Annotated in this window: 18 protein-coding genes; 1 reads left to right on the plus strand and 17 read right to left on the minus strand. The window is 42.9% G+C overall.

Annotated features, from left to right (window positions below):
- Positions 1–15: 15 nt before the first annotated feature.
- The 10 genes from AC4PHB_RS06125 to AC4PHB_RS06170 all read right to left on the minus strand — a co-directional run bounded on the left by AC4PHB_RS06125 (position 16) and on the right by AC4PHB_RS06170 (position 10,961).
- Positions 16–1,302, minus strand: coding sequence for a glycine/sarcosine/betaine reductase component B subunit (locus tag AC4PHB_RS06125; protein WP_492137728.1), 1,287 nt, complete (start codon positions 1,300–1,302; stop codon positions 16–18).
- Positions 1,303–1,322: 20 nt separating this feature from the next.
- Positions 1,323–1,703: a GrdX family protein gene (locus tag AC4PHB_RS06130; RefSeq protein WP_492137729.1), complete on the minus strand. Its 381-nt coding sequence runs from the start codon at positions 1,701–1,703 to the stop codon at positions 1,323–1,325.
- A 196-nt stretch (positions 1,704–1,899) separates the two neighbouring features.
- Complete coding sequence (locus AC4PHB_RS06135; protein ID WP_492137730.1) at positions 1,900–2,541, minus strand: GntR family transcriptional regulator; 642 nt, start codon at positions 2,539–2,541, stop codon at positions 1,900–1,902.
- Between the two features lie 37 nt (positions 2,542–2,578).
- The gene (gene pyk, locus AC4PHB_RS06140) at positions 2,579–4,336 is read right to left on the minus strand and encodes a pyruvate kinase (RefSeq protein WP_492135573.1); all 1,758 of its coding nucleotides are present in this window, start codon (positions 4,334–4,336) and stop codon (positions 2,579–2,581) included.
- 12 nt (positions 4,337–4,348) lie between these two features.
- Positions 4,349–5,308, minus strand: a complete 960-nt coding sequence (gene pfkA / locus AC4PHB_RS06145; protein ID WP_492135574.1) for a 6-phosphofructokinase — start codon at positions 5,306–5,308, stop codon at positions 4,349–4,351.
- Between the two features lie 33 nt (positions 5,309–5,341).
- Positions 5,342–8,806: a DNA polymerase III subunit alpha gene (locus tag AC4PHB_RS06150; RefSeq protein ID WP_492135575.1), complete on the minus strand. Its 3,465-nt coding sequence runs from the start codon at positions 8,804–8,806 to the stop codon at positions 5,342–5,344.
- A gap of 122 nt (positions 8,807–8,928) precedes the next feature.
- Positions 8,929–9,315, minus strand: a complete 387-nt coding sequence (locus AC4PHB_RS06155) for a GrdX family protein (protein WP_492135576.1) — start codon at positions 9,313–9,315, stop codon at positions 8,929–8,931.
- A gap of 8 nt (positions 9,316–9,323) precedes the next feature.
- Positions 9,324–9,590, minus strand: a complete 267-nt coding sequence (locus tag AC4PHB_RS06160) for an HPr family phosphocarrier protein (protein ID WP_492135577.1) — start codon at positions 9,588–9,590, stop codon at positions 9,324–9,326.
- 2 nt (positions 9,591–9,592) lie between these two features.
- Complete coding sequence (gene whiA / locus AC4PHB_RS06165; protein ID WP_492135578.1) at positions 9,593–10,546, minus strand: DNA-binding protein WhiA; 954 nt, start codon at positions 10,544–10,546, stop codon at positions 9,593–9,595.
- Between the two features lie 4 nt (positions 10,547–10,550).
- Entirely contained in the window at positions 10,551–10,961 is a 411-nt protein-coding gene (locus AC4PHB_RS06170; protein WP_492135579.1) for an NUDIX hydrolase, read from the minus strand.
- Between the two features lie 145 nt (positions 10,962–11,106).
- Here AC4PHB_RS06170 and AC4PHB_RS06175 point away from each other — a divergent pair, with 145 nt between their 5' ends.
- Positions 11,107–12,144 (plus strand): M42 family metallopeptidase, encoded by a 1,038-nt coding sequence (locus tag AC4PHB_RS06175; RefSeq protein ID WP_492135580.1) that lies wholly within the window; start codon positions 11,107–11,109, stop codon positions 12,142–12,144.
- 137 nt (positions 12,145–12,281) lie between these two features.
- Here AC4PHB_RS06175 and AC4PHB_RS06180 read toward each other — a convergent pair whose 3' ends face one another.
- The 7 genes from AC4PHB_RS06180 to AC4PHB_RS06210 form a co-directional block, all read right to left on the minus strand.
- Complete coding sequence (locus AC4PHB_RS06180) at positions 12,282–13,268, minus strand: gluconeogenesis factor YvcK family protein (RefSeq protein ID WP_492135581.1); 987 nt, start codon at positions 13,266–13,268, stop codon at positions 12,282–12,284.
- A gap of 23 nt (positions 13,269–13,291) precedes the next feature.
- Positions 13,292–14,140 carry an RNase adapter RapZ gene (gene rapZ, locus AC4PHB_RS06185; RefSeq protein ID WP_492137748.1) on the minus strand — a complete coding sequence of 283 codons (849 nt, stop codon included), beginning with the start codon at positions 14,138–14,140 and terminating at the stop codon, positions 13,292–13,294.
- A gap of 32 nt (positions 14,141–14,172) precedes the next feature.
- A complete protein-coding gene (locus AC4PHB_RS06190; RefSeq protein ID WP_492135582.1) occupies positions 14,173–14,937 on the minus strand; it encodes a PHP domain-containing protein in 765 nt (254 codons plus the stop codon).
- Entirely contained in the window at positions 14,937–15,842 is a 906-nt protein-coding gene (gene murB / locus AC4PHB_RS06195) for a UDP-N-acetylmuramate dehydrogenase (RefSeq protein WP_492135583.1), read from the minus strand. Before murB ends, AC4PHB_RS06190 begins: the two co-directional genes overlap by 1 nt.
- A gap of 108 nt (positions 15,843–15,950) precedes the next feature.
- Positions 15,951–19,475, minus strand: coding sequence for a pyruvate:ferredoxin (flavodoxin) oxidoreductase (gene nifJ, locus AC4PHB_RS06200; RefSeq protein ID WP_492135584.1), 3,525 nt, complete (start codon positions 19,473–19,475; stop codon positions 15,951–15,953).
- 156 nt (positions 19,476–19,631) lie between these two features.
- Positions 19,632–20,576 carry an HPr(Ser) kinase/phosphatase gene (hprK, locus tag AC4PHB_RS06205; protein ID WP_492135585.1) on the minus strand — a complete coding sequence of 315 codons (945 nt, stop codon included), beginning with the start codon at positions 20,574–20,576 and terminating at the stop codon, positions 19,632–19,634.
- Positions 20,577–20,588: 12 nt separating this feature from the next.
- Positions 20,589–20,792: a PspC domain-containing protein gene (locus tag AC4PHB_RS06210; RefSeq protein WP_492135586.1), complete on the minus strand. Its 204-nt coding sequence runs from the start codon at positions 20,790–20,792 to the stop codon at positions 20,589–20,591.
- Positions 20,793–20,794 lie beyond the last annotated feature (2 nt).

Below are 20,794 nucleotides of genomic sequence, written 5' to 3' on the forward strand. Positions count from 1 at the left end.
CCTTAACCTCCCTTTCTAATACAGCTTCACTGTAAGATTGTGGTAGCCAATTTCAGAAGTTGCGCCAATAACCGCATTCAGCTCACACTTCATGCTGCCGTCCTCACCTAGACAGCCTTCCCAACCGCCCGCTAAAGTGGCGATAGCCTTATCATTTCCAATTACCTTATCAGCTGGAGGAAGTTCAACTACGTGACTTACGTTTCCTGCTGAAACAACAGCAACTGCTTCAGGTGTGGTGTCTGCCAATGGCTGGCTCATTCCGTCCCAGCCTGAACACTCATCAGTTATAAGAACTGTTTTTACTCCATCATTTTCAAGTCTCTTGCAGATCATCAGAAGGTCTGAGTCTGGATTTCCGTAACCCTCTTCAGATACAATTACTCCATCTGCTCCAAGGCTCTTGCACAGTTTAGTAGTATAGTCACAAGTTCTGAATTTCCCTGCAAGTGTAGTTAGCTCAGGAGTAAGAATTACTCCAAGGAAATTAATATCCTTTCCATGTCTTTTATATAGGTCCAGGATTGCAGAGTTGTTCTGATGCTGGTAAGTAGTGATCTTATCGCATGCAGCTACGCAGTTGCCGCTGATAACAGCTCCATCAAGCTCCTCATTGGGATGGATTAGAGTTGGTAATATCTGCTGGCTGTTTACTCCATAGATATATCCGTCATGAAGAAGTCCCTGTGATATAAGCATCTCAACATATACAACCTTTGGAAGGTCTGGGTATTTCTCCGTCTCCTCAAATATGCTTCCCATCTCGAAAACCTCTACCTCATCCGCAGGTGCATCCTTCGCCGCATAACCGATAAGCTCAGCTGCCTTCAGGCCTGCGAGTCTAACCGTGGTTTCATGAGTGTGAGGATCCAGTCCGTCTGAAGGGATTATGTCAATAACAATATTCATAGTCTTTGAGAATGGTGTCCATTTGGCACCCTCACCCCACATGTCGACTACTCCTTCCTGGAAGCCAACAATGTCGCCTATCGTTACAACAGCAGCACCATCAAGCACGTTTACTATTCCTGAACCCAGTTGTTCAACTGCAGTGGTAACTCCAGGGAAGCCATTTCCCTTTCCTTCTATCTTAACTCTTGGTTCAATAACGTCCTTTACGGGGATAATTCTCGTTTTCTCACCTGGCTTTGCCAAGTCAATCTTGATTTCCTTTACATTAACGTCTTCCTTTAGAGCCGCAATAAGTCCTTTTTCATCAACTGTAAGTACTCCATTGGAGAATTTCATCTGGTCTCCAAGTACGATGTCTTTTACTTTTACCTTTCTTAATTCCAGCTTCATCTTTACACCTCCTGATTTTATTAAGCCATCTTCAGATTTTCATGCTCCTTGATTGCCTCCAAAAGCAGATGCTTGTCAATCAGAGCATAGTCATTTGCGTTACTTTGGTCTATATTTCTATGACCAGTGTTTTTTCTGTAAGTATCGATACTGCCTTCAATCACCTCAACATAGAAGTTATTCATGGTATCAGTTTTTTCTCCAACTAGTACTGATCTGTATGGAGAGTACATCATCCTGATACTAGCTCCGAGCGGGTGACTTATAAGCTCATGTCCCTGGTGGATCATATTCCTGACTTTAAGAAGTACATCCTCAAAGCCTCCATCAACTACCTCTGTTCTGAACTCAGATCCAAAAAAAAGAGGATTGTTGGTAACCACATAAAAATTATCGGTCATTGTTATTCCTCCTCGAAATCTTGACGACCCTGGATCCATTTTTACTGACACCCATTCAATTCCTCCTTTGATATTTTTTTATCATGTTGTTCCTGTTTATTATTTTATATGTTTTTCAATTGTATTTCAATAGTATTTCTAAAAATATATAAAAAAATCTCATCCATATCATTTTTGGATGAGATTTATCTATATGCTACAGCATTTCACTTTTTATTCTTGATACGAACTGGTCTATATGGTCTCTGGAATGCTGCTCTGCTCTCTCAGAATCACCTTCCTTAATGGCTTCAAGTATACTCGTCAGAGTTTCTGAGAAGAGATCGATGCTGTTGAAATAGCTTTCACAGTAGTGCCAGAGTCTTTCTGTATGGTAGTGAAGTGAGGTCAGTATATCCTGAAGCCATTCGTTACCGCAGCTCTCGAGAATTATTTCATGAAATCTTTCATCGTCATCTATGGCCTTCTGGTAGTCAGTTTCTATGTGATAACTATTGATCCTATCCACGATTTCCTGAAGCTCTTCAATTTTATCCTTACTGATCCTCTCTACTGCAAGCTTAGTGGCAAAGGGATCCAACTCTCTTGTAACCTCGAATACGGCCTTCATTCTTCTGAAATCAACAGGTGCAACCTGGGCTCCGTATCTAGGGACGACATTGATCAGCTTGTCTGTACTCAGCAGCTGGAAAACCCTTCTGACCGGTGTTCTGCTTATTCCAAACTCATCTGCAAGATCTGCTTCGTTTAGTATCTCTCCAGGCTGATACTGTAGCTGGATTATCCTCTTCCTTATCAGGGCATAAAGCTCTTCAGTCTCTATTCTACCTTCTATCATCTCACCATACTCCTCGCATTGTCATTTATAATGTGCATTATAACACTTTTGCTTCACCTTTGTAAACCTGTCCTGTGATTCCGTCGACAGTGACTATGTCTCCCTCATTAAGAAGCTGTGTAGCATTAGCTGCTCCAACTACTGTGGGCTTGTTCAGATTCAGTCCTACGATGGCACAGTGGGATGTCAGTCCACCTTCCTCAGCTATTACTGCAGAAGCTCTTTCCATAAATTTTACCATGTCTCTATAGGTTGCTCTGCAAACGAGGACATCTCCATCTTCAAACTTGGACAATAGCTCTTCTTCGGAGTTTCCAACAACTACCCTGCCTGTACCTACCCTGTTTCCAATGCCCATGCCTGTAAGAAGAACTTTCCCAATGGTGTGAACTTTTATAAGGTTAGTCGTTCCTGAAAGCCCGACAGGTATCCCTGCAGTTATTACCACCAAATCACCCTCATCGACAAACCCAGCCTCCATGGATGCATGTATAGAGTTGTCAAGAACCTCGTCAGTGGACTCGCATGCCGGTGCAAGGATGGGGTATACTCCCCATTCAAGAGCCAGCTTTCTCACGACGTAAGGCTTTGTAGTAACTGCAATTATTGGAGCCTTAGGCCTGAATTTAGATATGGCTCTGGAGGTGTATCCTGAGGAAGTAGCCGTTATTATTGCCTTTGCTCCAAGATCCTGAGCAGTGTTGACCGTAGCCTTGGAGATCGCGTTGGTTGTTGTGATCTCATTTGCTCCGGATCTCAGCTTCAGGATCTCTCTGTAATCCAGAGAATTCTCCGTATTGATGCATATATTATACATTGTCCTGACTGCTTCAAGGGGATATTTACCCGCTGCAGTTTCTCCGGAGAGCATGACTGCACTGCTTCCGTCAATGATGGCATTGGCCACATCAGTTACCTCGGCTCTTGTAGGTCTCGGGTTCCTTATCATTGAATCAAGCATTTGAGTTGCTGTTATTACAGGCTTGCCAACCTGATTGCACTTTCTTATCAAGGTCTTTTGAATCAATGGGATCTCTTCAGTTGGAACTTCGACGCCAAGGTCTCCCCTTGCTACCATTATTCCATCAGAAACATTTATTATCTCATCAATATTATCCAATCCCTGTTGGTTTTCTATTTTGGATATGATGTCTATATCGAGTCCGCCATTCTCCTCAAGGATCCTCCTTATGTCATTTACGTCAGAAGCTTTCCTCACAAAGGAGGCTGCTATGAAATCCACTTCATTTTTTATCCCGAACAATATGTCTCCAATATCCTTTTCAGTAAGGGCTGGTAGGTTTATACTTACATTCGGTACGTTAACCCCCTTATTGTTCTTTAGTATTCCTTCATTAAGAGCTATCATTTTTATGTCAGTGTCTGTTTTCTCAACGACCTTAAATTCAACTAGACCGTCATCAATAAGAACAATTCCGTCAATAGAAACGTCGTTTGGCATATCCTTATAGGAGACGGTAACCAGGCTGGAATCTCCATCTACCACTCTGGTGGTCAGTGTGAATTCCTGTCCTTGTTTGATCTCAACTACTCCATCCTTGAATCTGCCGAGTCTGATCTCAGGTCCCTTTGTATCCAGCATTATTGCGACCGGAGCATTCATCTCTTTTCTGACCTTTTTTATAGCATCTATCCTGACCTGATGCTCTTCGTGGCTTCCGTGTGAAAAATTCAGCCTGCACACATTAACACCCTGTGTTATGAGCTTTCTTAGCATCTCCTCTGATTCAGAAGCCGGACCTATTGTAGCAACTATCTTGGTTTTTTTCATCATTTTATATTCCTCCTAAATAGACAGCACCCTTGCTGTCTCGTAAAGCTCATCCTCAAAATCCTTTTTCATAGAGAGTGCCTGATCTATGTCGACGTCTACGATCTCATTGCATTTGAAGCCCAATGCCCGGTTTGATTTCCCGTCCAGGAGTAGATCTACTGCCCGAATACCCATCCTGCTGGCAAGTATCCTATCGAAGGATGAAGCACTTCCCCCTCTTTGGATGTATCCCAATACAGTAAGTCTTGTCTCTATACCTGTTTTGTCCTCAATTTCCTTAGTCAGCTCGTAGGCGTTTCCTACTCCCTCAGCAAATACGATAATATGGTGCAGCTTCCCTCTGTTCCTGCCCTTGAGAAGCTTCTGGCAGATTTCTTCAACGTCGAAAGCCTTTTCCGGGACCACTATGCTTTCCGCACCACCGGCAACTCCAGCATAAAGAGCTATATCTCCGCAATGTCTTCCCATCACTTCTACTACATTTGCACGTCCGTGAGCCGAAGAGGTGTCTCTGATTTTTCCTATTGCATCCACTGCTGTTTCGACTGCAGTCATGAATCCTATTGTATAATCAGTATAGGCCAGGTCATTGTCGATGGTGCAGGGTATCCCTATGGTGTTTACTCCAGCCTTTGCAAGCTCCCTAGCTCCCTTGAAGCTTCCGTCCCCACCAAGTACCACAAGACCATCCATATTATATACATCTATAACGTTAAGGGCTTTCTTGAAGCCTCCAGGAGTCATAAATTCCTCTGACCTTGCGGTTCTGAGTATAGTCCCTCCTCTGTGCAATATGTCAGCCACTGAGGATACGTCCATATCGTCAAGGTCACCATTAATAAGCCCCTGGTAGCCCTGTTGTATTCCAAGCATTCTTACGTTATTGAAAATCCCGGCCCTGACTACTGCTCTTATCGCAGCATTCATACCAGGTGCATCGCCTCCGCTGGTTAGAACTCCGATCGTCTTCATAGTTACCTCCCTTTTTCTGTATATCATCTTTACTCAAGACAATTTCACACAATCCTTGCCTAAAAGATCTTGAAGCTCCTCAATTACCTCGCTGTTTCCTTTTCTTATCCAAAGGCTCCGGTCAGCTGCAACCATTTTATTTTCTCTCTCGAAGAATACGTAAACCGGAGTTTCTCCAGGATATTTTGATAGTATACCTTTGACTTCGCCAAGAATATCAGGTCTTGTCGATTTAGGGAGCTTAAGATATATCTTCTCAAAGCTGAGCTTTTGGATCGGCGAAAGTTTTTCTACAATAATTTTCGGATCCTCCACTTCGGATATGGATAGCCTTCCTTCAACAAGGACGATGCTGTCCTCCTCTATTAAATTATAGTTCTTTTCATAAATAGCGGGGAATATTATGCACTCGATGGCTCCATATAGATCTTCAAGAGTTACGAATGCCATCATATTATTATTCCTTGTGACCTTATTTTTCCTCTCCATGACTATTCCAGCTATCGCAACCCTTTGTCCATCCCTGGCTCCTGCAGGCTCCATTTGTCCATCCATACCTTCTGAGATCAGATCTGCAGTAGAGAAGGTTGAAAGCAGCTTAATTTCTCTCTCATAGGGCATCAATGGGTGTCCGGAAACATATATACCCAAAATTTCCTTCTCCATCTGCAGCAGTGTATTTTGAGGAAACTCTCTAAGGTCAGGCAGTCTATCCTCATAGCTGGCTTGACCATTGTCAAATAACGAGAACTGACCATCCAAATTTCTTTTCCTGTCTGAGTGGATTCCATCTATTGTCTTCTCAAAAATCGATAAAAGCTGTGCTCTGTTAGCACCGAGGGAATCTATTGCACCTGCCTTGATAAGGCTTTCGACGGCTCTTTTATTCATTACTGAGCTGTCAGTTTTTTCGATACGCTCGATAAATTCGGTGAAGCTTTTGAATTTGCCATCTTCTCTGGCTTTTATTATTGCAGCGATAAGGTTCTCTCCTACATTTTTTACCGCTGATAAACCATATCTTATCCTTGCATTGTCTACCGTAAATTTACCTTCTGAGTAATTTATATCAGGAGGCAGAACCTCTATACTCAATCTTTTGCATTCCTGAATATACAGGGATACCTGTGAGGTGTTTCCCATGATAGAGGAAATAAGGGCTGCCATGAATTCTACCGGGTAATACACCTTAAGCCATGCAGTTCTATAGGCGATAACAGCATATGCTGCTGAGTGTGATTTATTGAAGGCATAATTGGCAAAATCTATCATCAGGTCGAATATTTTTGAGGCTGTAGTCTCGTCAACTCCATTCCTTATAGCTCCTGTAAGAATTATTTCTCCGTTTTCATCGGTCTGTCCGTAGATGAAGTTTCTTCTTTCCTTCTCCATCACGTCCATCTTTTTCTTACCCATGGCCCTTCTTACAAGGTCTGCCCTTCCGAAGGAATACCCCCCTAGCTTTCTTACTATCTCCATTACCTGTTCCTGGTACACTATGCACCCATAGGTTACATCAAGAATTGGTTCCAAAGTCGGGTGGAGGTAGGTAATTAGCGAAGGATCATGTTTGCAGGCAACGAAGGTTGGTATCTGATTCATGGGGCCCGGCCTGAAAAGTGAATTCGCAGCAATAAGGTCTTCAAAGGCGTCAGCCTTAAGCTCCTTAAGGAAGGCTCTCATGCCCGCACTTTCAAACTGAAAAATCCCAAGAGTTTCTGCCTTGGCAAACAACTGAAGTACCTTGGGGTCATCCATAGGCAGTTTTGAAAAATCTATCTCCCTTATATGCTCACGCTTGATCAGGCCAACAGCATCCCTTATTACAGTAAGGGTCCTCAGACCTAAAAAATCCATTTTTAACAGACCCAATTCCTCAAGCTCCAGCATTGTGAACTGTGTTGTAATGGCATCGTTGTTTCTAAGAAGAGGAGCATATTTTGTAATTGGCTCCTTAGATATCACTACTCCTGCTGCATGAGTCGAAGTGTGTCTGGGTAGACCTTCAACTGCTCTTGCCAGGTCAATAAGCTGCCTTGTCTCGGGATTCTCGTCGTATTCAGTCTTAAGGGTTTTGCTTATTTCCAGAGCTCTGTCTATGGTTATACCAAGCTCTGTAGGTATCTGCTTTGCGATATAATCAACTTCGCCATAAGGCATGTTTACGGCTCTTCCAACATCTCTTATAGCTCCACGTGCTGCCATCGTACCGAATGTCGCGATTTGGGCGACCCTGTCAGCTCCGTACTTCTCGATGACGTATTGGATCACTTCCTCTCGTCTTTCATAGCAAAAATCAATATCTATATCAGGCATCGTTATTCTCTCAGGATTAAGAAATCTCTCGAAGAGGAGGCCGTACTCCAGCGGATCGATGTCAATTATATTCAATGCATAGGATACTATACTTCCGGCTGCTGATCCTCTGCCCGGTCCTACCATTATTCCATTGTCTCTTGCGTATTTGATGAAATCCCAAACTATAAGGAAGTAATCTATATAACCCATCTGAGTTATTACTGATAGCTCATATTCAAAGCGCTCCATTATTTCGGGAGTAATATCATGGTATCTGTTTCCTAGGCCCTGAAGGCAAAGGTTTCTAAAATACTCTTCCTTATCGGAACCCTCAGGCACCTGATAGCTTGGAAGGTGGAGCTTGCCAAATTCCAGATCGACGTTACAGCGTTCAGCAATATCAACTGTGTTTATCAAGGCGGAAATATCCTCAGGAAATAGGTTATCCATTTCCTCCGGGGACTTAAGGTAGAACTCTTCCGATGGGAATCTCATTCTATCCTCGTCTACGACTGTCTTGCCTGTCTGAACACAAAGTAGGACGTCGTGTACCAGTGCGTCCTCTCTCCTCAGATAGTGGACATCATTCGTAGCAACCAAGGGAATCCCTGTTTCTCTACTCAGCCTCCTCAGTTCCTCATTTACGATGACTTGCTCGCGGATCCCATGATCCTGAAGTTCAAGATAAAAATTACCTCTGCCATATATTCGGTCGTAGAGTAACGCAGTTTCCCTGGCCCTTTCGTAGTTGTTGTCCAGCAGCTGTTGCTGTACCTCTCCTCCAAGACATGCGGACAAGCAGATGATATCCTCGCTGTACTGCTCTAGTATCTCATGATCGACTCTGGGTCTATAGTAGAATCCGTTTACGTACCCCTCAGAAACCACCTTCATAAGGTTTTCATAGCCTTTGTTGCTCTTCGCAAGCAATACAAGATGATATTGACTCTTGTCCTTGGGATCCCTGTCAAATCTGCTGTTTATGGCTACATATACCTCGGATCCCAGTATTGGCTTTATACCTTGCTTCTTTGCCTCCTGAAAAAACTGAACTACACCAAACATAGCACCATGATCTGTAATTGCAATAGAATCCATACCAAGTGCCTTAGTTTGAGAAATAAGATCCTTGATCCTTATAGAGCCATCCAAAAGGCTGTATTCAGTATGAACGTGCAGATGTGCGAAGCTTTTCTTCATGGTCTCACTCCCTGTCAATCATATTGATATTTTATCATACCAAAGCAAAAAAAAGAAAGACTTCCGCAATGTGGAAGCCATCTTATCCATTTGTCTAATATGTTTTCGATTGCATTTTAATTCTACCTATGTCCGAGCCTTTCAATGACGTTCTCCATCAGAGATAGATCAATCACTCTGAAATCATCAAGTATGCTTTCTGGCCAGTTGGGGGTAGGCTTGTTCTCAATAAACTTGGATGCAGTGACTATGCTCTCCTCGACGATAATAAGTCCTGACTGATCGAGCTCAGCCGTCTTGCCCGAAATTATTACGCTCTTGTACGGCGTTTCATTTGGCTTGATACTGCCTGACAAGGGATGTGTAAGGAGCTGATGTCCTATATGGAGTCTGTCCCTTACCAAAGATAGGACCTTGATATAGTCCAGCCCTTCCACAAATTCTATCTGAAACAGGCCATCAAATTTATCACGAACTAGATGGTTATTTGTCACAATAATATTCTTCATGCTGGTGGTTATACCTCCTGGAAGCCTTCCTCAATAAGCTTTGCAAGTGCATCAGCCATTTCCCTCTCATCAGGTCCCCTGGTGATAAGCGTTATTTCTTCACCTTGAAATGCTCCCAGTGACATTATCCCTATAATGCTCTTTCCATTGACGGTTCTTTCCTCCGACTGGATATCCAGCTCGCTTTCATACTTATTTGCAATCTTTACAAAAAGTGCTGCCGGCCTTGCATGCAGACCCTCAGGATTTTTAAGCTCTACCTTCCTCTTCTCCATCTCTATACTCCTCCTCTAAGCTCTTCAGCGATTTCTTCGATTTTTCTAAATCTGTGATTTACTCCTGATTTTCCTACCGGTGGATTTGCCATCTCCCCTATTTCCTTAAGGGAAGCATCAGGATATTCCAGCCTTAGCTCTGCGATCTCCCTTAGGTTATCTGGCAACCGTGAAAGTCCCAGTTTTTTTTTAATAAGCTCTATGCCTTCTATTTGCCTCATAGATGCCTCTATGGTTTTTTCAAGATTTGCCGTTTCGCAATTTACTAAACGGTTTATGTTGTTTCTCACTTCCTTAAGAACTCTTATGTCCTCTAGTTTTAATAGTGCCTGGTGGGCACCGATTATATTGAGGATGTCGACTATCTGCTCGCCCTCTTTGATATACACAACAAAATTTTCTTTCCTCTGAATTATTTTCGAGGTCAAATCGAAGGAGTTTATAATATCTCTAAGATTCTCAGCGTGACTTTCATGGTTCGTCACAAATTCCAAGTGATAGGTTTTTTCTGGATTACTGAGCGATCCTCCGCCAAGGAATGAACCCCGTACATAGCTCCTTTTGCAGCATCGGTTTGATATAAGCTCTATTGGCATCTCATAGCTAGGGTCAAAAAGATTTTTCCTGTCCTTTGTTATAAAACCAACATCATCCAGGACTCTTTGGGAAATGCTTTGATCATGGATAACTATCAAATAATTGTTGTTCTTCTTTAATTGCTTGTTTCTTCGCACCATAACTTCGATTTCTGTATGGTATAATAGCTTAAGTATTGAAAAAATCCTTCTTGCTATGGCAGCGTTCTCAGTCGTAAATCTAAGATTGATATTTTGCATCCCTGTTATCTGGATCGATCCGTTCATCCTTACCAGGGCTGCCAGCTCTGCCAGAGCGCAGCATCTGCTATCTATATTTATTCTCGAAAGCTCATTCTTCGTTGTTGAAGAGAATGACATGGAATCACCTCGTTTGCTTCAGTATTTCTATACCTTTTAGAATAACCTTTCTTTCATCAGAGTATCTAACTAGATCCTTTGCCTTATCCATATGTACGAACCTGGCATCCACAAATCCTTCCTTACGCTGAGGTACACAATCCATAGAACCGGTTCGCATTAGATACCAATGGACTGTTTTGTAAACGACTTCGTCCTCTCTGAGGTTCTTGTATTTGTAATTGACCTCGCCGATATATTCTATGACCTCACCCTTGACCCCGGACTCCTCCAGTACTTCTCTCAGGGCTGCAGTCTTAAAGTTTTCTCCCTTTTCAAGCCTCCCCTTTGGAAGTACCCAATCTCCATTGTACTTCTTCAATAGAAGTATAGTATTCCCGAATACCACCACTCCTCCAGAGCTTACCTCTACCATTGATACCACTCCCAATTGCCCATTTTACTCCACATTACTATAATTATACATCATTTCAACATCGTTTTGTAAACATTTTCACAAATAATGGCCTCATGAATACATTTTGGGTATAATGTAATTATTATACTGAAGGAGGATATTTATGTATATAGAAATGAATGAAATAGTAGAAAAGCTTGCAAATCTTCTTAGGATCCCAAGCCCTACAGGCGACACCTCTGCCGCAATAGACTTTGTCGATAACCTATTCAAAGAGCTTGGCATAAAGACTGTTCTCACCGGTAAGGGTGCACTTATCGCTACGATCCCAGGGAAGGATCAGTCTAAGTCCGTAACACTTTCAGGACATGTAGACACTCTTGGCGCAATGGTAAAGGAGATTAAGGACAATGGAAGGTTAAAGCTGTCACAGCTTGGAAGCTACATTATGAGTACGGTCGAGGGAGAGCATGTTCAGATTTCAACTCTAGATGGGAAAAAGTATACCGGTACCTTAATCATAACAAAAGCATCCTCCCATGTACATGGTGAAGAAACCAGGACCCTCGACAGAACAACTTCAAATATGGAGGTTCGACTGGATGAGGTGGTTTCAAATCGTGAGGATGTAGAGGCATTGGGTATTCAAGTCGGTGATTTTGTAAGCTTTGATCCAAGGGTAGTAGTCACTCCCTCAGGCTTTATTAAATCAAGACATTTAGATGATAAAGCAGGTGTAATAGCTATATACGGCATTGCTAGGCAGATAATGAAGGAAGGACTCTCTCCAAATTATACGACCCATTTCTTTATAAGCAATTACGAGGAGGTTGGTCATGGCGCATCCGCTGCGATACCAGAGGATACCTTCGAGTTCATTGCAGTCGATATGGCTGCTCCTGGTGAAGGGCAGACCTCCGATGAATTTTCAGTAACTATTTGTGCAAAGGACAGCACTGGTCCCTATGATTTGGAGCTTAGAAAAAGGCTGGTTGAGCTTTGCAAAGCAAACGATATTCGATACAAGATCGATATTTACCCTTATTATGGCTCGGATGGTTCGGCAGCACTGAGATCAGGTTACGACATAAAAGTCGGACTGATCGGACCGGGAGTAGATGCATCCCACTCCTTTGAGAGAACTCACAGGGATGCGATCGAGGAAACAATAAAGCTTGGAGTTGCGTATTTGACTGAATAGTAGTTAGTTGATAGTGGAAGGATGTAGAAGTTATAATTGATTAGTGAATAGTGAATAAAATGATCCTTGGTAGTACTTGGAATAACTTGAACTGTTATTCTAAGTATACTATGGATCATTTTTTTATTGCCCATTGTCTAAACCAGTTTTATGAGCATATCGCTTAAAAGAGCTGTATCGTGACGTATATAGTCATTTTTTACGTCTATAAGCTTTCCTTCGATTAGCTTTATGCCTCTTTTTTTAAGCTCCTTTTCCTCACCTTTTTGGATACACACAGGGGCTGCTCCATCGCTTCCGTACCTGGATAAAACATCCTTAGGGATGCCTTCGGTATTTGCTATTACATAATCAAGAAATCCGTCCATAGAGTGCTTGATTATTGCATCCACATGCTGTAAGACTCCATATCCATCGGTTTCACCAGGCTGAGTCATTACGTTGCAAACATATACTGTCGGCGCTTTTGCCTTGTTTATATGAAGTACCATATTTTTAACCAGAAGATTCGGGATCACCGACGTGTATAAGCTCCCCGGACCCAGTACTATAAGATCTGCATCCTTGATAGATTTAACTGCCTCAACTAGAGGGTAGGATCTCTCTGGCGTCATGGTCATCCTGGCTATTCGGGTTCCCCTGGTCTTGGCGATTTCAGGTATCATCGATTCACCCTCTGCAATCGAACCATCCTCAAGCTGCGCAATAAGCCTTGCATTTGCAAGGGTCACTGGGAGTACCTTGCCGGTTATTGAAAGAACGTTGCTGGTCTCTTTTATGGCTTTTTCAAAGCTTCCATGTATCTCGTTCATAGCAGCTATAAATAGATTCCCAAAGCTTTGTCCTTTAAGCTCTCCCTCTGAAAATCTGTATCCAAGAAGCTTTGCCATATTAGGCTCAGTATTTGCTAGAGCCAAAAGACAAGACCTTATATCACCTGGAGGCAGCATCCCAAGATCCTCTCTAAGCCTACCGCTTCCTCCTCCATCATCAGCGACGGTAACGATTGCTGTTATGTTTTCAGTTTTTTCCTTCAGACCTCTTAACAATACCGATAATCCTGTACCTCCGCCTAGTACCACTACCTTAGGCTGTGTCTTTGACCTATTCAAAATCTTATCCATTTTCCATTTCCCTTCGTCATGCTTTACAAATCTCTATGGTCGACAACCGATCTGTGACCATCAGCTCTGAGTAGTCCTGCTACCCTCTCTGCTATGGCAACTGATCTGTGTTTGCCACCAGTGCAACCGATCCCTACCACCAATTGTGTCTTACCCTCCTGGATGTAATATGGAATCAGGAATTCAAGTAAATCCATTGTTTTATCAATGAATGACTGAGTTTGAGGCCAATTGAAGACATAGTCTCTTACATTTTTCTCTAAACCTGTAAATTCCTTAAGCTCAGGAATGTAGAAGGGATTTGGAAGGAACCTGACGTCAAACACAAGGTCTCCGTCGAGAAGTATCCCGTGCTTAAACCCGAAGGATGTAACGGAAATACTAAGCTTGCTTGCTTCCTCTCCCTCCATAAAGATACGAGTCATCTCTTCCTTAAGCATCCCGAGATTTAGCTTGGTTGTATCGATAATATAATCAGCTCTGCTCTTCACCTGCTTAAGAACCTCTCGTTCTGCCTCTATACCATCTAAAAGATTACCTTCCGGATTCAGTGGGTGAGGTCTTCTCAGCTCCTTGTATCTTTTAATCAATGTATCATTGGCAGAATCGAGGAACAGTATCTTGAAACCGATCCCCATAGCAGTGAGCTGGTCCAACCCCTGAAAAAGAGTCTCAAAGAATTCCCCACCTCTTATATCGACAACTACTGCTACCTTTTTAATCTCCTTTGTTGATTTATGAGTTAGCTCTGCAAACTTGGAGAGAAGCGCCGGCGGCAGGTTGTCCATACAGTAATATCCCATGTCCTCCATTACCTTCATCGCCTGTGACTTGCCTGCTCCTGACATCCCTGTGATTACAACAAATTCCACCTCTATCACCTCTCCTTTCCGTCTTCTCCTGATCAAAGGACTATATTTACTATTCTTTTCAAATCTATCCCTGAGTCCTTCGCCTTCTTTAAGCCCTTTTCGACATCCCCAACTCTGGAAGGCTCATGTGCATCACTGTTAAGGTAAAGCATTACCGGAATGTCTTTGATAAGCTCCAGACTTTTAACTGATAGTTCGTCGTGCTTAGAGCTTATTTCAAGAGCTGTTCCTATCTGAGCGGCTTTTTTTGCGACCTCGACTATGTCTACCTTAGCTTTAGAACCTGGATGGGTTATTATATCTATAGGATATCGGTCCATAGCTTTGATATAAGCCTCAGTCATCCTTTCAATGGACCCTTCCATAGTGTCAGCAAATATCTTGGCAAGTTGAGGAGTAACATATAAACCAAGAGCATCCCTTATGCTTCCTGGAGTAGCTCCGTAGTGATAGCCCATTAATAGTATGTCCAATTGCTTAATTATTCCTTCATCAACGTCAAGTTCTCCATCCAATCCTACCAGATTTGCTTCAAGTCCGAGAAGTATATTTAATCCTCTTGGTTCATATATCTCTCGCAATCTATCGATCTCTTTCTTCATGATCGGAAGATTTTCAACCCTTAGACCATATAGGTAATGACCCGGTCCATGCTCGCTGATTACGATCGTCTCTAAGCCTTTCGCATAAGCTTCTGCGACGTTCTCCTCTATTGTACCTTTTGCATGGGTTCCTTTCTTCTTAAACCCACTGCTATAGATGGTGTGGGTATGGTAATCACCCCTTATACGAATCATCAGTCTTCACCTGCCAGCTTGATTTCCATCTCCAGTTCAACTTCAAATTTATCCCTTACCGTTTTGCGTATCACTTCTATAAGCTCAATTACCTCTTTGCAGGTTGAGCTTCCTCTGTTTACAACGAAACCGCAATGTTTTTCAGAAACTTGAGCATCGCCGTGCCTTAAGCCTCTAAGACCTGAATCCTCAATAAGCTTTCCAGCAAAGTACCCCTCCGGTCTCTTAAACGTGCTGCCTGCACTAGGCATTTCTAGCGGCTGCTTTGATGTCCTTTGGACTGTAAGCTCCTTTATTCTTTCGTCAATTTTTGCATAGTCTCCTTTCTCAAGGCTCATTACTACATCCAAAACTATGAGCTCGTCCTTTTTGACTCTGCTGTTTCTATAGGCAAATTCCATCTCATGCCCATCAAGCTGGAGCTTCCTTCCGTATCTATCAATTGCCCTTACCAGAGTGACCACGTCCTTCATCTCGCCTCCGTAAGCCCCTGCATTCATAGAGATTGCTCCGCCTATCGTACCAGGGATACCACTTGCAAATTCAAGCCCCTCCAGAGATTCTCTAAGTGCTGCTTTGCTTACTGCTGTCAGCAATGCACCAGCTTGAGCACAAATAGTATCACCCTCTACCCAGACTTTATCGAAGCCGTCGTTTATCTTGAGTACAACTCCCCTTATCCCGCCGTCCCTAACCAGGAGATTAGAGCCATTCCCCATTATAAATACTGGGACATCCTGCTCCCTGGACACTCTTAAAGCTGTTTCTAACTCCTCTTCTGAGGTTATCCTTATAAGGACGTCAGCAGCTCCTCCTATCTTAAATGATGTATGTGCTGACATCGGCTCATCAAACCTTATGTCCATAAAATCATGCTCTTCGAATATTTTAATATATTTGTTCATCTCGTATTATCACCCTTTGTTAAATATTGCATTCTCCCATATATTATACCACATCGAAGGGTCTTTAACTAAAAAAAGCTGTCACCCGAAGGTGACAGCTTTTTGAAATTAGTCTCTTGCCATTCTCTTGTATACTTCGTATCTTGCCTTAGAAGCAACCTCAGCTGCTTTGTAGAGCATCTCAGCTTCTTCTGGGAAGGATAGCTTAAGTGAAGTATATCTGACCTCTGAATCAAGGAAGTCAGTAACCGGTCTTGTAGGCTCCTTGGAGTCAAGTACGAACGGATTCTTGCCTTCATCAGATAGTCTTGGATCGAATCTGTACAGATGCCAGTATCCTGTGTCAACTGCAAGCTTTTCTTGTTTGATAGTGGTTCCCATACCTGATTTGATTCCGTGGTTGATACATGGTGCATATGCAATAACAAGTGATGGACCATCATAGCTCTCAGCTTCCTTAAGAGCCTTGAGAGTTTGGTTCATGTTAGCTCCCATAGCAACCTGAGCTACGTATACATAACCATAGGTGGCAGCTATCATACCGAGATCTTTCTTTCTTATTTTCTTACCTGAAGCTGCAAATTTTGCTACAGCTGCAGTTGGGGTTGCTTTTGATGACTGTCCACCTGTATTTGAGTAAACCTCTGTGTCAAATACAAGAACATTGATGTCCTCACCTGATGCCAATACGTGGTCAAGTCCACCGAAGCCGATGTCATATGCCCATCCGTCACCACCGAATATCCACATTGATCTCTTTATCATGTAATCCTTTAGTTCAGCGATAAGCTTAATTGCTGCATCTGCTTTTTCATTTCCGAATTTAACGTTAAGTCTTGGAAGGATCATTCCTGCTGCTGCCTTTGAAGCATTTGCATCGTTCATTCCTACAAGCCATGCGTTGAAGTGCTCGTTAAGCTCTGAATCTACTCCAGCTGCCAAAAACTCTTCCATGGCAAGCTTTATTTTTTCTCTGATCTTCTTGACTGCTACTGCCATACCATATCCAAACTCAGCGTTGTCTTCGAACAGTGAGTTTGCCCATGATGGTCCTCTTCCATCCTGACCTGCGCAGTAAGGAGTTGCAGGAGCACTAGCTCCCCAAATCGATGAACATCCAGTTGCGTTGGCGATCATCATTCTGTCTCCAAATAGCTGAGTTACAAGTTTAGCATATGGAGTTTCTCCACAGCCTGCACAAGCTCCTGAGAACTGGAGAAGTGGTTGCTGGAATTGAGTATTTTTCAATATGTTAGTTTCGAATCTGTCGCCTTTGTTCTTTACTGTCATTGCAAATTCCCAATTCTTGGAGTGTACTTCGTACTCTTCCTCAAATGGAGTCATTACAAGAGCCTTCTCCTTGGCAGGACATACATCGGCACAGTTTCCGCAGCCTGTACAGTCCAATGGAGATACCTGGATCCTGTACTCAAGTCCATCAAATCCTTTGCCTGTTGGAGCTAGAGTCTCGAAGGTCCCTGGCGCTTTTGCCTTCTCATCGGCATCGACGAGTATAGGTCTTATTACTGCGTGAGGGCAAACATAAGAACATTGGTTACACTGGATGCAATTTTCTTTTATCCAATGCGGTACATCAACTGCTATGGCTCTCTTCTCAAATTCAGAGGTTCCATGTGGGAAGGTACCGTCTTCTCTTCCAACGAATGTACTTACTGGAAGGTCGTCTCCCTCTTGTCTGTTCATAGGCTCTACTACGTTCTTGATAAAGTCCGGAACTTCTTTTGCTTCAACCTTAGCGTCAACGGCATCCTTCCAGGAAGCTGGAACTTCTATCTTGACTAGAGCATCTATACCTTTATCGATTGCAGCGTAGTTCATGTTGACGATCTTCTCGCCCTTTTTGCCGTAATCATGAATAACTGACTTCTTCAAATGCTCTACGGCAGCTTCCAACGGAAGAACCTTTGAAAGCTTGAAGAAGGCTGATTGCATGATCATATTTGTTCTTCCGCCAAGACCGATCTCGACAGCGATCTTTGTTGCATTTATAGTATAGAAATTGATCTCGTTCTCTGCAATGTATCTCTTCATTGAAGCAGGAAGGTTCTCCTCAAGCTCCTTCTCATCCCATAGACAGTTGAGAAGGAAGGTTCCGCCCTTCTTAAGTCCCTTCAACAGGTCATAGCTGTTTACATAAGACTGTTTGGAACAGGAAATGAAGTCAGCGCTTGAAATCAGGTAAGTCGATTTTATCGGACTGTTTCCAAATCTCAAGTGAGAGATAGTAACCCCGCCTGATTTTTTAGAGTCGTATGCAAAATATCCCTGAGCATACATATCTGTGTCGTCACCGATGATCTTTATAGCGCTCTTATTAGCTCCAACGGTACCGTCAGACCCGAATCCCCAGAATTTACATTGGATGGTTCCCTCAGGCTCAGTTTCAATTATCTCATCAACTGGAAGTGAAAGGTTAGTTACATCGTCAACTATACCTACTGTAAATCCATCCCTTGGAGCTTCAGCTTTTAGATTCTTGAATACTGCCAAAACTTGAGAAGGTGTTGTATCCTTTGAGCCTAGTCCGTATCTTCCGCCAACTATGATAGGCTGATCATTTTTGGTATAATACAGGTTCTTAACATCCAGGTACAGCGGCTCTCCGAGAGCTCCCTTTTCCTTTGTTCTGTCAAGTACAACTATTCTCTTTACAGATGCAGGCATAACGTCGAAGAAATACTTCTCTGAGAATGGTCTGTAAAGGTGGACCTTCATCAAACCAACCTTCTCGCCCTTAGCCATTAGGTAGTCAACTACCTCTTCAGCTGCCTCTGTCACAGATCCCATAGCTACCATTACATGCTCAGCTTCAGGGTGTCCATAATAATTGAATGGTTTGTAATCCCTTCCTGTTACCTTGTTTATTTCCTTCATGTAGTCATTTACAAGATCCGGTACTGCAAGATAGTATGGATTTGAAGCCTCTGCAGCCTGGAAGTAGATGTCAGGATTCTGTGCAGTTCCTCTGGTTACAGGATTTGCTGGATTCAAAGCTCTGTTCCTGAACTCTTTTAGTGCATCCCAATCAAGAAGCTTAGCTAGGTCGTCATACTCCATAACCTCAACCTTTTGAACCTCGTGGCTTGTTCTGAAGCCGTCGAAGAAATGCAGGAATGGAACTCTCCCCTTTATAGCACAAAGATGTGCTACTCCTGCAAGATCCATTACCTCCTGAACTGAACCTGATGCAAGTAATGCAAAACCTGTTTGTCTTGTAGCCATTACGTCCTGGTGATCGCCAAAGATGCTAAGCGCATGCGAAGCCAATGCTCTTGCTGACACATGGAACACTGCCGGCAGAAGTTCTCCCGCCATTTTGTACATGTTTGGAACCATCAATAATAGTCCCTGAGATGCTGTGTATGTAGTGGTCAAGGCTCCCGCCTGTAGTGAACCGTGAACTGCTCCAGCTGCTCCAGCCTCTGACTGCATCTCTGTTACCAATACCTTTTGCCCAAAGATATTAGTCTTGCCATGTGCAGACCATTCGTCTACTGATTCGGCCATGTTTGATGATGGTGTGATAGGGTATATCGCAGCTACATCTGTGAATGCGTAGGATATGTACGCTGCAGCTGTGTTACCATCCATGGTCTTCATAACTTTACCCATGTATAGTACCTCCTTGATATGGTATATGGTTGATAAAATGTAAGAGGGCATTGCCCTCCTGAATTTGTTAAAAAATCCGTTATCATATTTAAGTATATTAAACAATGAAATGGATGTCAACTTAATATTCCTTCATATTTCCCCGGTCAAGAGCGCTTAATTCCTTGCATTCTTGTTGGCTTTCCTCTCCAGTATTGACTTCCTCACTCTTTCATTGAGCTCCTCTGCGGCATTGTAGCCTAGCCTCTTTTGTCGGTTGTTTTTTGCAGCAACTTCTACGATCATTGCAATACTCCGGCCGGGCTTAACAGGGATCGTGACCTTCGGCAGTTTAATACCCAGTATTTCAATAGTTTCTTCCTCAAGACCAACTCGATCATATTCCTTATCGGGATTCCATGCCTCCAGCTCTACGACCATATCCAAATAGTCGTATTGCTTTACTGCACTTATACCGTATAACCTTTCGATGTCAAGAATTCCAATTCCCCTGATTTCAAGGAAATATCTTGTCAGTTCAGGACAGGAGCCTCTAAGTGTATCTTCCACTCTCTTTATCTCGACAACATCATCGGATATCAGCCTGCATCCCCTGGTAATAAGGTCCAGAGCAGTTTCGGATTTCCCGATCCCTGATTTCCCGGTCAATAGGACTCCAACCCCAAATACCTCCAGCAGTACTCCATGTAGACTGGTTGTAGGTGCCAGCTTAAGTCCAAGGTATGAAACCAACTCTCCTATAACCTTTGAGGTGGTCTTTTCACTATAGAGAAGTGTCTTATTGTATTTCTTTGAAAGCTCTATCAGTTCTGGAAATACTTCATTCCCTCTTGTCACTATTATAACCGGGATGGGGTATTGAATGAACTTTTCCAGGACATGAAGTCTATCTGATTCATCCATATCTCTTAAAAAATGCCACTCAGCGCTACCAATCACCTGTACTCTCTCCGGAACGAATTTTTCATAGTATCCTGCCATTTGCAGTCCAGGCCGGCTTATATCAGTAGTCTCTATACATACAGAATCAACGTCGTCTGAGATGTATATCCGATCAAGTCCCAGTTCATTTATCAAATCACTCAACAAAACATGGTCCATAGGCATCCTCCTTTACATACCCTCTGGTGGTCTATGGGGTATTATTGCTGCTGCCAGAAAGTACATCACTATTCCGCCAATAAAAGCTGTCGGCAAAAGCAGGAATACCCAACCAAGTCTTATCAGCGTAGAGTCTATCCCGAAATATTCGGCTATGCCGCCGCATACTCCAGCAATTTTTTTGTCCGTATCAGACAAATAAAGCTTTTTATCCATAT

This window comes from Gudongella sp. QWL-04, assembly GCF_058683975.1.

What these genes read in the sequence shown, in the direction of transcription:
- AC4PHB_RS06130 (WP_492137729.1), bottom strand. Translation starts at nt 1,703, where the DNA reads ATGACCGATAATTTTTATGTGGTTACCAACAATCCTCTTTTTTTTGGA.
- nifJ (WP_492135584.1), bottom strand. Translation starts at nt 19,475, where the DNA reads ATGGGTAAAGTTATGAAGACCATGGATGGTAACACAGCTGCAGCGTAC.
- pyk (WP_492135573.1), bottom strand. Translation starts at nt 4,336, where the DNA reads ATGATGAAAAAAACCAAGATAGTTGCTACAATAGGTCCGGCTTCTGAA.
- AC4PHB_RS06210 (WP_492135586.1), bottom strand. Translation starts at nt 20,792, where the DNA reads ATGGATAAAAAGCTTTATTTGTCTGATACGGACAAAAAAATTGCTGGA.
- AC4PHB_RS06180 (WP_492135581.1), bottom strand. Translation starts at nt 13,268, where the DNA reads ATGGATAAGATTTTGAATAGGTCAAAGACACAGCCTAAGGTAGTGGTA.
- AC4PHB_RS06150 (WP_492135575.1), bottom strand. Translation starts at nt 8,806, where the DNA reads ATGAAGAAAAGCTTCGCACATCTGCACGTTCATACTGAATACAGCCTT.
- AC4PHB_RS06135 (WP_492137730.1), bottom strand. Translation starts at nt 2,541, where the DNA reads ATGATAGAAGGTAGAATAGAGACTGAAGAGCTTTATGCCCTGATAAGG.
- hprK (WP_492135585.1), bottom strand. Translation starts at nt 20,576, where the DNA reads ATGGACCATGTTTTGTTGAGTGATTTGATAAATGAACTGGGACTTGAT.
- AC4PHB_RS06170 (WP_492135579.1), bottom strand. Translation starts at nt 10,961, where the DNA reads ATGGTAGAGGTAAGCTCTGGAGGAGTGGTGGTATTCGGGAATACTATA.
- AC4PHB_RS06160 (WP_492135577.1), bottom strand. Translation starts at nt 9,590, where the DNA reads ATGGAGAAGAGGAAGGTAGAGCTTAAAAATCCTGAGGGTCTGCATGCA.
- AC4PHB_RS06125 (WP_492137728.1), bottom strand. Translation starts at nt 1,302, where the DNA reads ATGAAGCTGGAATTAAGAAAGGTAAAAGTAAAAGACATCGTACTTGGA.
- AC4PHB_RS06190 (WP_492135582.1), bottom strand. Translation starts at nt 14,937, where the DNA reads ATGATTCGTATAAGGGGTGATTACCATACCCACACCATCTATAGCAGT.
- AC4PHB_RS06155 (WP_492135576.1), bottom strand. Translation starts at nt 9,315, where the DNA reads ATGAAGAATATTATTGTGACAAATAACCATCTAGTTCGTGATAAATTT.
- AC4PHB_RS06175 (WP_492135580.1), top strand. Translation starts at nt 11,107, where the DNA reads ATGTATATAGAAATGAATGAAATAGTAGAAAAGCTTGCAAATCTTCTT.
- murB (WP_492135583.1), bottom strand. Translation starts at nt 15,842, where the DNA reads ATGAACAAATATATTAAAATATTCGAAGAGCATGATTTTATGGACATA.
- pfkA (WP_492135574.1), bottom strand. Translation starts at nt 5,308, where the DNA reads ATGAAGACGATCGGAGTTCTAACCAGCGGAGGCGATGCACCTGGTATG.
- whiA (WP_492135578.1), bottom strand. Translation starts at nt 10,546, where the DNA reads ATGTCATTCTCTTCAACAACGAAGAATGAGCTTTCGAGAATAAATATA.